The organism is Streptomyces sp. PA03-1a, assembly GCF_033792805.1.
Lineage (GTDB): Bacteria > Actinomycetota > Actinomycetes > Streptomycetales > Streptomycetaceae > Actinacidiphila.
Map to the genome: position 1 here is coordinate 65,452 of NZ_JARAVO010000007.1, position 11,743 is coordinate 77,194.

Genomic DNA, 11,743 nt, shown 5'->3' on the forward strand with positions numbered 1-11,743 from the left:
TGCCGCCGCGGTGCCATACTCCGGTGCATGCGGGGGGACTTCGTCAAAGCCGTGCCCAATGTGCCGTGCGCCCTTGCCGTCTGCTGCCTGCTCCTGACGCTGGGCGTCGCCTGGTTCCTCTACGGCCAGGTCCGGGGCGCCGACCGGATCGACGCCTCGGCCGTGCGGGTGGACGGCGTGATCGAAGAGGTGACGTTCGGCAGGGGCGCGAGTGCGCGTGTCGGGTACGAGGTCGCCGGGCGCCCCCTTGTCGACCGTGACCTGCCCGTGTCGCAGATGCCGGGCCGCATCGCCGTGGGCGCCCGCCTGTGTCTGGAGGCGGCAGCAGACCATCCCCGGTCGGTACGCCTGTGCGGCCGGCGCTACCCGGCCGGTGACGACATGCCGCCGACCGCCGTCCTCGGCATCGTCGCCGGCACCGCCGGCACGCTCTGCGCGGCCGCCTTCGCGGTGTCCGGGTACCGCGACCGCCGCCCGCAGGCCTCCGGACGACCGGCCTCGGCCAGACCGCCCGCCGCGGAAGCGGGTGTCCGATGACGGGCACGGGAGGAAGCGGGGAACTCCGCCTGCCCGCCGCGTGGGGGGCCGGCACGGCCGTTGCGGCGCTCCTCGTCATCGGCCTCGGCCTGGCCGGGAGCTACCACGGCGGCATCATCGGCGCGCTGCTGCTGGCCGGCCTCGCCGGCACGGCGGGAGTCCTCCCCGCCTACGGCCTCGCCCGTGCGTGGCGGGCCCGCGACCACCGCACCCCCGGCTGGCTCGTCCACCTGGCCGCCGCCCTCGTCTGGTCGGCCACCCTGTCGCTCCTCACCAGCGCCGTGCTCCTGGGACTGCCCCACGGTTGGGGAACGGCCTGTCCTGGAGCGACGTACGCCTGCGCACCACGTGGATCGCTGCCGTCGTGACCCCCTCCGCCCTCGGCGCGTACGCCGTGACCCTCCCCGTGGTGCGCAGCCGGGCCGGCGACCCCCGCAGGGGCGGCCGTCACCGCTGAGGTGCCCCCCGAGCAGGCATGACCTTTGACGGACGATATCTGGATGTTTACTATCCAGGTATGCGAACGGGTAAGGGCGTCGAATGGGCGGTGCACACACTGCTCAACCTCGCGTGGCTCGGGGACGGCGAGCCGGTCCCGACCGCGCAGCTGGCCGCCGGTCACGATCTGTCGGCGTCCTACCTGAACAAGCAGCTCCAGCAGCTCGTCAAGGCGGGTCTGCTGGAATCCGTGCCGGGTGCGCGGGGCGGCTTCCGGCTGGCCCGCCCGCTGGAGGCGGTGTCGATGCTGGACGTGGTCCTCGCCGTCGAGGGGGACGACCCCCTGTTCCGCTGCGCCGAGATCCGCCGCTGCGGCACGATCGGCGAGCGGGTGCCGGCGGGCGGTTTCCGCCGTCCCTGTGCGGTGAACAGCGCCATGGGGCGGGCCGAGCTGGCCTGGCGGAAGGTGCTGGCCGAGCAGAGCCTCGCCGACGTGCGGGCGGAGGCCGAAGCGCACGCTCCCGCGGTGGGGTCGTACGTACGGGGAGGGCTCGGGCGCGACTGAGCCCGCTTCCCGTGCCGGGGGCCCTTCGCTCCCAGGAGCTTCATTCAGGATGAAAAACATCTCGATTTCGCCGGATGTGGGGGCGAAGGAGGTCACGCGAGCATGAGTCTCATGCGCATACCCAGGTCGCCCGAGGTGCTCGAGGCCGAGTGGGAGACGCACCGGCCCGCCGTGTTCGGGGTGGGGTACCGCCTGCTGGGAAGCGTGGCCGACGCCGAGGACATCGCCCAGGACGTGTGGCTGCGGGCGGCCGGAGCGGATCTGCGCGACATCGGCGACCTCCGGGCCTGGCTGGTCACGGTCGCCGCCCGACGGTCGTACGACGTCCTGAAGTCCGCGCGCGCCCGCCGGGAGACTTATGTGGGGCCATGGCTGCCCGCGCCGTTGCTGACGGGTCCTGACGCGTCGGAGGCGGTGCTCGTCGACGAGTCCGTCGGGTCGGCGATGCTGCTCGTCATGGAGGAACTGAGCCCGCCGGAGCGTGTGGCCTTCATCCTCCACGACGTCTTCGGCCTCGAGTTCAGCCGGATCGTCGACGTGCTGGACGCCTCCGCACCGGCCGCCCGCCAACTCGCCTCGCGGGCGCGGCGCAAGGTGGTCAGGGCGAGGCAGTCGACGCCGCAGGCGACCCGGGCGGAGCGGGAACGGCTGCTCGCCGCGTTCCGCGCCGCGTACGAGGCCGGGGACATGGCCGGACTGGTGCGGCTCCTCCACCCGGAGGCCGTGTACGTCACGGACGGCGGCGGCGAGGTCTTCACGGCGCGCAAGCTGGTCCACGGCGGCACGCGCATCGCCAAGCTGATGGTGGGGGTGTGGCTCCGGTGGCGTCCGGACCGCGTCGACCTCGTCGAGGTCGGCGGCGAACCCGCGCTCCTGCACCGCCGCGCAGGCCGCGTCTTCTCCGTCGACACGGTGGAGATCGAGGACGGCCTGATCAGCGCCTACCGCAGGGTCCTCGACCCGGCGAAGATCGCACACGTTTGACCCGTCCCACCGGACGGAACGCCGCCGTGCGTGACGGCGGACCTTCGACGAGGCTTACCCGGCAGAAGACACCCAGAGAAGACACCCAGAGGGGACATCCATGACCGAGCAGCAGCGCGTGAACATCGGAAAGCAGCACCCGGACAGCTACCAGGCGCTCCTCGCCCTGTCCACGGCGGTGGAGGAGAGCGCCGCCGCGGCGGGCCTCGACCCGCTCCTGGTCGAACTGCTGAAGATCCGCACGTCCCAGATCAACGGCTGTGCGTTCTGCCTGCGGATGCACACGCGCGACGCCCTGAAGAAGGGCGAGAACCCGGACCGGATCGCCGTGCTGCCCGCATGGGAGGAAGCCGGCTACTTCTCCGGGACGGACCGCGCCGCCCTGCGCCTGACGGAGGCGATCACCCGCGTGCCGGAGGGGCACGTGAGCGACGCGGACTACGAAGCGGCCGCGGCCGTGCTCACCGCCGACCAGGTCTCGGCGGTCGCCTGGCTGGCGACGCTGATGAACGCGTTCAACCGCGTCGCGATCACCAGCCGCTACCGCGTCGCCGGCTGAGCCACCGGCCGGCGTCCCGGGCGGGGCCGGCCGGTCCGGACGTACGGTTGAGCCATGAGCGCTACACCGGACGACGGTGCTGCTCAGGCGTACGCGAGCACCGCTGCCGACGCCGCCGGGCCGACGTGCCGGGCGGAACTGGACCGGTTGCTGGAGCTCGCCGCGCGGGACACCGGCGCCCACGCGGGCGCGCTGTTCCTGCTGACCCCCGAGGGACGGTCGCTGCGGCTCGAAGTGACCACGGGGATGCCGGCGGAGTACCTCGCACCCTGGTTCGGGGTGGCCCTGTCCGCCCACGTCCCCGTGTCCGACGCGGTGCGCGACAGACGCCTGGTGTGGCTCAGCAAGCCCCAGGAACTCGCCCGTCGTTACCCCCGCACGGCGATCGCCCTGCCGTACCACTTCGCGGTGGCCGCGGCACCGGTCCTCGACGGCTCCGAGGCCTGGGGGGCGCTCCTGCTGTTCTGGCCCTGCTGCGACGCCGCCGAGCTCGCCGGACCCAGCCACGAGCGGGTCGGCGCCGCCTGCCGCCGCCTGGGGCGGTTCCTGCGGGACGCCGCGGACGCCGGGCACCCGGTCACTCCCGCCGCGTCCCCACGGACCCTGTCCCAGCCCCCCGCCCAGGAGTGGGAGCCGTCCGAGGCGCAGGCCGCGGCACACTTCGCCGAACGCCTGCCGGGAGGCAGCTGCACCCTCGACCTCGAGGGCAGATTCACCTACCTGAACTCCACCGCGGCCCGTCTGCTGGGCGGGACCGTCCCCGGTCTCCTCGGCAGACGCCCCTGGCAGGCCCTGTCCTGGTCCAACGATCCCGCCTTCGAGGACCGCTTCCGGGCGGCCGTGGTCAGCCGGCAGCAGGAATCCTTCACGGCGACGGTCCCGCCGGACCGGCGGCTCGCCTTCGAGCTCTACCCCGACGCCTCCGGGGTGAGCGTGCGCCTCGTGCCCTGCGGTCCCGACCGCGTCCGGGCCGCGGCGCGCCCCGGCACGGCGGCGCCCCGTGGCGCGCCGATCGCCCTGGGCGAGCTCTACCAGGTGCTGCACCTGGCCGCCGCCCTCTCCGAGGCCGTCGGCGTGGGCGACGTGGTCGACCTCGTCGCGGACGAGATGCTGCCGACCTTCCACGCCCGGACCCTGGCCCTGGCCCTGTTCTCGCCCGAGGACGGCGCCCTGCGGTTCGTCGGCTGCCGGGGCTACAACCCCTGTCCCGCGGAGGTGTTCACCGGAGCGGCGCTCACCTCCCCGGCCGCGCTCGGGACCCTCGCCGAGGGCGCGCCGGCCTTCTTCACCACCTTCGAGGAGATGCTCGGCGCCTATCCGCACGCCCCCCGCCGTGAGGGCCTGGACGCCTGGGCCTACCTGCCGCTGATCGCCTCCGGCCGGCCCGTGGGCCTGTGCGTCCTCGCCTTCGAACGGCCGCACCACTTCTCCGGCAACCAGCGGACGGTGCTGACCGCACTCGCGGGGCTGATCGCCCAGGCGCTGGAGCGTGCCCGCCTCTACGACACCGTCAAGGAGCTCGCGGAGACCCTGCAGGCGGCCATGCTCCCCGACTCGCTGCCGGACATCCCCGGACTCGACGTCGCCGCCCGCTACCTGCCCAGCGTCCGGGGCATGGACATCGGCGGCGACTTCTACGACCTGGTCCGGGTCGACGAGACCACGGCGGCCGCGGTCATCGGCGACGTCCAGGGCCACCACGTCAGGGCGGCGGCCCTCATGGGCCGGATCCGGCCCGCCATCCGCTCCCAGGCCTTCGCCGGGGCCGCACCGGCGCAGGCCCTCCGCCAGGCCAACCGCCAGTTGTTCGACCTGAACCCCGGCCGCTTCGTCAGCTGCCTCTACGCCCGGCTCGATCTCAGGCGACGCCGGGCCCTCCTGGCCACCGCCGGCCATCCACCGCCGGTGCTGCGCCACCCGGACGGGCACACGGAGGTCCTCACCGTTCCGCCGGGGGTGCTGCTCGGCATCGACCCCGAGGCGGACTACCCCACCACCGAGATCCCCCTGGAGCCCGGCACCGTCCTCGCCCTGTACACCGACGGACTCGTCGAGACCCCCGGTGTCGACCTCGACGACGCCATGGCCGGGCTCGCCGCCCGCCTCGCCGGCACCGCCCGCCAGCCCATGGACCGGCTCGCCACGGACCTGATCGACCACGCGCGCCGAACCGCCCCCCGCACCGACGACATCGCGCTGCTGCTCATCAGGTCCGTCGGCGCGGCGTAACGCAGGCGGGATACAGGCCGGATGACGGAGCGTCAATGGCCGGGGGCCGCAGGGTGACCTCGTGGAGCACCCAGCCGTCGCCGTCCGGGTCGCTGAAGGTAGCAAGGCGGGAACTGGCCGGTCGCCGGGACCGCCGCGCACCGCGACCGTCCTGACGCACGGGGGCAGGGGGTCATGCGGCACCTCCCGCCGCCGGCTCCGCCTCCACCAGGCGGCGTGCACCTGTACCAGGACCCGCCGTACGTACGCCTCGGGGCGGCCGTCGCGGATGCGCCGCCACTTGGGCCGGCTCCTCGCCAGGGCCGTGCACAGCAGGTCCTCGGCGTGATCCCGGTCGCGGTGAGCATCCGGGCCGGGCGCAGCAACCGCGGCCCGCGAGGGGCCACGAACTCCTCGCGGTCCGACCGGTCCGCCCGGCCGCTCTCCTCGGGCCGAGCTGTCACACCCGTACGGGCCACCTCGTCTCCCTGACGAGACCCGGGAAGACACCCGCCTCGCGGACCACTCCCCCACGCCCCCGAACTTCGACGAGGTTGCTGCGTGCGGCCGCGTTGTGTGGTCTTGTACGAGAGGGAGGATGCCGTATGGACGTGGCCAGCGACGCGGTGCCGATCGCGGTGCTGCTCGACGAGCGCCGGCATCTGCTGGATGTCGCCCACCGCATGTCGGGCGGCCGCAGCGATGCGGAGAGCGTGATCGACGAGACCTATCGCCGGTGGTACGCGCTGTCCGACGCGGAGCGCGCGGCCATCACGTCGCCCCGTGCCTGGCTGTCGACGACCGCGGGCCGCATCTGCCTGGGCGAACCGGTCACGCCGGACGAGCACCGCGGCTCCGGGCACGACGGCCCGGAGGCGAGGTCCGGGTACGACGAACTCGCCGCCATCGCGCGTCGCCGGCTCCAGGCACAGCGCTCCGGTCCGTCGGCCCCGCTGGAGCACGACGCGGCCGTCCGCGCCGTCGGGGATGCCTGCACGGCGGGCGACGCCGGGTTGCTGGCGTCCGCGCTGTCACCCGACGCCATGGCCGTCTTCGACGGCGGCGGCAAGGTCCGGACACTGGTCCGATCCGTGCACGGCAGCGAGCAGGTCACCCGCAGCCTCCTGACGCTGCTGGGCCCCCATCCGCGCACCACCCTGACCGCCCAGTCCGTGAACAGCCGTACCGGACTCGTGGTGCGCTGCGACCGCACCGTGGCCGCGGTCATCAGCCTCGACGTCACCGACCGCCGCGTGGCGCAGGTCTGGGCCGTGCTCAACCCGGAGAAGCTGCGCCGCTGGAACCAGCACCCGGAGCGAACTCCGGGCGCCTGATCCGTCACGTAGGTGCGGGCCGTGTCGTCTCCCTGACGGGAACGTGATCGCGACGATGCGCCACCGCCCCCGGGCGCCCCTCCCGCAGCGCGGCGCCACCGACACGTGCAGACAGAATGGAATTCAAGCGTGACGACGATGCTCGACCGCTATTTCGAGATCGTGGACTCCGCCGACGGCGGCCACTCCCACCTGGACGACCTCAGGGACGTCTTCGCCGAGGACGTGCTGCTGATGCACAGCGGGGACATGGTCCAGGGCCGCGAGCCGGCCGTCGACCTCCACCGGACGCTGGCTGCCGAGTGGAAGGAGTCCACGCACCAGTGGACGGCTTCCGTGGCGGCGGACGGCTCCATCACGGGCACGTGGAGCCGGGCCGGACTGGACGTCCGGGGCAACGGTCGCTCCGGCAGCGGAGGGGTCTCCGTCTCCCTGGACCCGGACGGGCGGATCTCCCGGCTCCACCTGACGCTGACCGCCGGGTCGGACCGCGCCCGGGTGCTCATCGCCAAGCACCTGGAGGTCTGGATGACTCCGGACCCGGCCGGGCGTGCCGAGGCGATGGAGGGCATCTACACCGAGGACATCACGATCATGGAGCCCGACCAGGTCATCGTGGGCCGGGACGCCATCAACGCGTACATCACCGCCGTGCAGCGCCAGGCGCCACCGCTGAGCGGCCTCATCACGGGTCACTCGCAGAACCGGGAATTCATCCACTGGGCCTGGGACTTCGGCTTCCCGGGCGGCAAGTCGGCACTCGGATCGGAGATCCTCCAGCTCGACGGGGACCTGATCGAGAAGGTCGTCATCTTCAGCGCCGACATGGACGTCGTCACCGAGGGCCTGCGGTAGCGGCGCTCCGGCACCGGCCCGTGGAAGGCTCCGCGCACGCAGGGTGCGGGCGTGCGCGGAGCCGGCAGGCCCGTCCGACCCGCCCGCACGGCGATGGTTGCCGCCCCTCCCGGGGGACACGGCCTGCCCCGTGGGGCTGCGCACCGTGACCGGCGCCGTGGATGCCGTAGTGCCCCTTGGGGCGTATGGTCCGGTTATGGGACCAGAGCGGTGCTGGGGCCGCGGGGCTCTGCGGCACGGACGGACGGCTCGGCGGGCCCGGTACCGCCGGTGGCCTGCCCGTGTGTCCCGGCACGACGGCGACGGGGGCGAACGCGGTGACCCGGCATGACGTGAAACCGTTGACAGGCGGCATGCGGCGCTTCGCCGGCCTGTTCGAAGGTCTCGTCCGGGACACCGACACCGCGGTGGGCATGCTCTACGTGCTCGCGCCGGGGGAGCGGATGCTGGAGCTGGTGGCGTTGTCCGGCACGTCCCGGCGGATCGCCGCCCCGTGGGCACGGATCGCCCTGGACGACGCGGCCCCGGTGGCGCAGGCCGTGCGGGAGCGGTCGCTGGTGTGGGTGGGGAACTCCAAGGAACTGGCGGAACGCTTTCCCCGGGTCGCGCTGGTGGCGCCCTACGAGATCATGCTGGCGGCGGCGCCGATCATGGACGATGACGTGATGTGGGGTGGCGTGTGCCTGCTGTGGCCGATCTGGCACGCTCCGGTCCTGAGCCCCGGGGAACGGGACACGATCGGCATCTTCTGCGGCAGGTCGGGGCGGCTGCTGAGGCACTACTCGGACCGGGGCCACCCCGTCCTGGCCGGCGCGGACGCGCTGATCCTGCGGGCGGCGCGGCGTCGGGAGCCCGGACGGGCCGAGGCGCTGGCGGCGTACGACTTCGCCGAACGGCTGCCGACCGGGTGCTGTTCGCTGGACCTGGAGGGCCGGGTCAGGTTCCTCAACGCGGCGGCGGCCGACCTGCTGGGCGTCGGTGCCGCGGACCTGAAGGGCTCACGCCCGTGGGAACGGCTGTTCTGGCTGGACGGCCCGGCGTTCGAGGACGCGTACCGTGCCGCCGTCATCACCAAGCAGACCACCCGGTTCACCGCCCTGCGTCCACCGGACCAGTGGCTGTCCTTCCGGCTCCACCCGGGGCCCACCGGGATCAGCGTCAGCATCGTCGGCTCACCGCGGGAGCGGATGGACGCGGCGGAGGAGTCCGTGGTCCCTGCCGGCGTCCGCGGCCCGGTCGGCGCGTCGGCGATGTACCAGTTGATGTACCTGGCCGCGAGGCTCACGGAGGCGGTGGGCGTGCAGGACGTGGTCGACCAGGTCGCCGACCAGCTCATCCCGGCGTTCGAGGCCCAGGGCCTGGTCGTGCTCCTCGCCGAGGGCGGGCGCCTGCGCCTGGCCGGCCACCGCGGCTACACCGACGAGTTCATGGCCCGCATCGACGGAACGCCCCTGACCTCCGGCATCGTCACCGCCCAGGCGCTCACCCGCGCCACCCCGCTGTTCTTCTCCAGCTTCGCCGAACTGCACCGCGCCCACCCGGAGGCCCTGCGCTTCCGGCACAGGGACGCCTGGGCCTTCCTGCCGTTGATCACCTCGGGCCGCCCCGTCGGGCTGCTCGTCCTGTCCTACGACCGGCCCCGGCCCTTCCCGCAGTCCGAGCGCACCGTCCTCGTCGCGCTGGCCGGGCTCATCGCCCAGGCCATGGACCGCGCCCACCTCTACGACACCAAGCACCAACTCGCCCGCACCCTGCAGGCCGGCCTGCTGCCCAAGGAACTGCCCCGGGTACCCGGTCTCGACGTCGCCGCCCGCTACCTGCCGGCCGGCCACGGGAGCGACATCGGCGGTGACTTCTACGACCTCATCCACTGCGGACCCCACTGCGCGGCCGTCACCATCGGCGACGTCCAGGGCCACAACTTGCAGGCCGCCGCCCTGATGGGGCAGGTCCGCATCGCCGTGCACGCCTACGCCACCGCCCACTCCTCACCCGGCGACCTGCTGGCCCGGACCAACCGCCTGCTGTCCGACCTGGACCCGGGTCTGTTCACCAGCTGCCTGTTCGCCCACATCGACCTGCGGCGGCACGTCGCCCGGCTGGCCACCGCCGGTCACCCCCCGCCCCTGATCCGCCATCCCGACGGCCGCGCGGGGATCCTCGGACTCACGCCGGGCCTCCTGCTGGGCATCGCACCGGACGGCGACTACCCCACCACGGAGATCCCCTTGCCGCCGGGCACGATGCTGGCGATGTACACCGACGGACTCGTCGAATCCCCCGGCGCAGACGCCGAATTGGCCGCGGCCGACCTGGTGCAGTACCTGGTGGCGGCGGCCGACCAGGGCGTGGACGCCGTCGCGGACAGTCTCCTCGAACACGCCCTGCGGACCGCCCCCGGTACGGACGACACGGCACTGCTGATCGCCGCCCCCTCACCGGCGAACGGAGGACAAGGCCCATGACCGCTTGGCGAAGCGAGAGGACACGCGGCGCGAGGGCGGGGCGATGACGGCCGCCGGCTCCCGCGACTACGACGCGGTCGTCGTCGGGGGCGGCCACAACGGCCTGGTGGCGGCCCTGTACCTGGCGCGGGCGGGCTGGTCGGTGGCCGTGCTGGAGCGCAACGCCGCCGTGGGCGGTGCGATCGCCGGTGGCGAGGTGACGCTGCCCGGGTTCGTGCACGACCTGTACTCCACCAACCAGAACCTCTTCCTCGGCTCCCGGGCGTACGCCGACTTCGGCACCGAACTGGCGCGCCACGGGCTGCGGTTCCGCACCACGGACCGCCCCTACGCCAACGTCTTCCCCGAGGGCCGCAGCGTCCGGGTGTACGGCGACTACGCGCGCACGATGGAGCAGCTCGCGGCCCACGACGCCGGGAACGCCGACGGCTTCGCCGGCCTGTACCGCGAGTATCAGCGTTTCGCGCCGTACCTGTTCGCGCTCTACGGATCCGCGCTGCCGTCGCGGTCGGCGGCACGCCAGGTGCTGAGCCTGCTGCGCCACCACGGCGTGCGGGGCGCGGGCGACCTCGCGCACACGCTGCTCATGAGCACCCGCGAGCTGGGCGGGGTCTGGTTCGCCACGCCCGAGGCGCAGGCGATGGCGGCCTGCTGGGGCATGCACCTGGACTTCGCCCCCGACGTGTCCGGAGGAGCGATGTTCCCCCTCCTGGAACTCTTCGCGGACATGGAGAACGGCATGTCGGTCGTCGAGGGCGGCGCGCAGCGGCTGCCGCAGGCGCTCGCGGCGGTCCTCGTCGACCACGGCGGCGAGGTCCGCACCGGTGTCGAGGTCGAGCGCGTGCTGTGCCGTGACGGACGGGCCGTCGGGGTGCGTACGGCGGAGGGCGGCACGATCACCGCACGGCGCGCGGTGATCGCCAACACCGCTCCGGCCGCGCTGTACCGGCACCTGCTGGAACCCGAGGACGTGCCGGAGCGGGTGCGCCGTACGGCGGACCGCTTCCTGTACGGCCCGGGCACGCTGATGCTGCACCTCGCGCTCGACGGCCGGCTGCCGTGGGCGGCGGGGGAGGAGCTGGCCGGTTTCGGGTACGTCCATGTCGCGCCGTACGTCGACGACTTGGCGCGCACCTACACCGAGTCCCAGGCGGGGCTGCTGCCCGCGGACCCCCTGCTGATCGTCGGGCAGACCTCGGCCGTGGACCCGACACGCGCCCCCGCGGGCCGCCACGTCGTGTGGATCCAGGTCCGGACGATGCCCACCCGCATCCGTGGTGACGCGGCGGGCACGATCCGGCAGACCCACTGGCCGGACGTCGCCGAGGCGATGACGGACCGGGTGCTGGACAAGCTGGAGCGCTACGCGCCCGGCAGCCGGGCGCGGATCGCCCACGTCACCGCGTACACCCCGCAGGACCTGGAAGCGGCCGATCCCAACCTGGTGGGCGGGGACAGCACCGGGGGCAGCCACCATCTGGCGCAGAACTTCCTGTTCCGGCCGATGCCCGGGCACGGCGGATACCGCACGGCGGTCCCCGGCCTGTACCTGACCGGTGCCGCGACCTGGCCGGGCGCGGGGAACAACGCCACGTCGGGCCTGCTCGCCGCCCGCCGGGTGCTGAAGGACGCCCGGCGGCGGGTGGGACACCGCCGTGCCCGTACTGACTCAGCGGTGCCCGCGCCGTAGCGGCCGGCAGCCGCACTCCTCGGCCTGCGGTGTGCTCAGGGCGCTGTGGAGGCCGTGCAGAGCGGCGTCCAGGCGGGCCGGCCCCGGAAGGCGGGGCAGGTCGAGGGG

10 protein-coding genes are annotated in these 11,743 nt (G+C 73.6%); all 10 read left to right on the forward strand.

The genetic code is table 11. The features are described from left to right. Nucleotides 1-27 precede the first annotated feature (27 nt). The 10 genes from PV341_RS02935 (at nt 28) to PV341_RS02980 (ending at nt 11,635) form a co-directional block, all read left to right on the forward strand. Nucleotides 28-537, forward strand: coding sequence for a hypothetical protein (locus tag PV341_RS02935; protein WP_500356596.1), 510 nt, complete (start codon nt 28-30; stop codon nt 535-537). Next, entirely contained in the window at nt 534-905 is a 372-nt protein-coding gene (locus PV341_RS02940) for a hypothetical protein (protein ID WP_500323689.1), read from the forward strand. Before PV341_RS02935 ends, PV341_RS02940 begins: the two co-directional genes overlap by 4 nt. Nucleotides 906-1,054: 149 nt before the next feature. Next, complete coding sequence (locus tag PV341_RS02945) at nt 1,055-1,540, forward strand: RrF2 family transcriptional regulator (protein ID WP_500356598.1); 486 nt, start codon at nt 1,055-1,057, stop codon at nt 1,538-1,540. A gap of 102 nt (nt 1,541-1,642) precedes the next feature. Continuing rightward, nucleotides 1,643-2,524: an RNA polymerase sigma factor SigJ gene (sigJ, locus tag PV341_RS02950; RefSeq protein WP_500323691.1), complete on the forward strand. Its 882-nt coding sequence runs from the start codon at nt 1,643-1,645 to the stop codon at nt 2,522-2,524. Nucleotides 2,525-2,624: 100 nt separating this feature from the next. Next, nucleotides 2,625-3,083, forward strand: a complete 459-nt coding sequence (locus tag PV341_RS02955; RefSeq protein ID WP_500323692.1) for a carboxymuconolactone decarboxylase family protein — start codon at nt 2,625-2,627, stop codon at nt 3,081-3,083. A gap of 54 nt (nt 3,084-3,137) precedes the next feature. Next, nucleotides 3,138-5,312, forward strand: coding sequence for a SpoIIE family protein phosphatase (locus PV341_RS02960; RefSeq protein WP_500323693.1), 2,175 nt, complete (start codon nt 3,138-3,140; stop codon nt 5,310-5,312). 584 nt (nt 5,313-5,896) lie between these two features. Further along, complete coding sequence (locus PV341_RS02965) at nt 5,897-6,625, forward strand: sigma-70 family RNA polymerase sigma factor family protein (RefSeq protein WP_500323694.1); 729 nt, start codon at nt 5,897-5,899, stop codon at nt 6,623-6,625. 129 nt (nt 6,626-6,754) lie between these two features. Continuing rightward, nucleotides 6,755-7,480 carry a hypothetical protein gene (locus PV341_RS02970; protein WP_500323695.1) on the forward strand — a complete coding sequence of 242 codons (726 nt, stop codon included), beginning with the start codon at nt 6,755-6,757 and terminating at the stop codon, nt 7,478-7,480. Between the two features lie 332 nt (nt 7,481-7,812). Beyond that, the gene (locus PV341_RS02975; RefSeq protein ID WP_500323696.1) at nt 7,813-9,945 is read left to right on the forward strand and encodes a SpoIIE family protein phosphatase; all 2,133 of its coding nucleotides are present in this window, start codon (nt 7,813-7,815) and stop codon (nt 9,943-9,945) included. A gap of 4 nt (nt 9,946-9,949) precedes the next feature. Beyond that, entirely contained in the window at nt 9,950-11,635 is a 1,686-nt protein-coding gene (locus tag PV341_RS02980; protein WP_500356600.1) for a phytoene desaturase family protein, read from the forward strand. Nucleotides 11,636-11,743 lie beyond the last annotated feature (108 nt).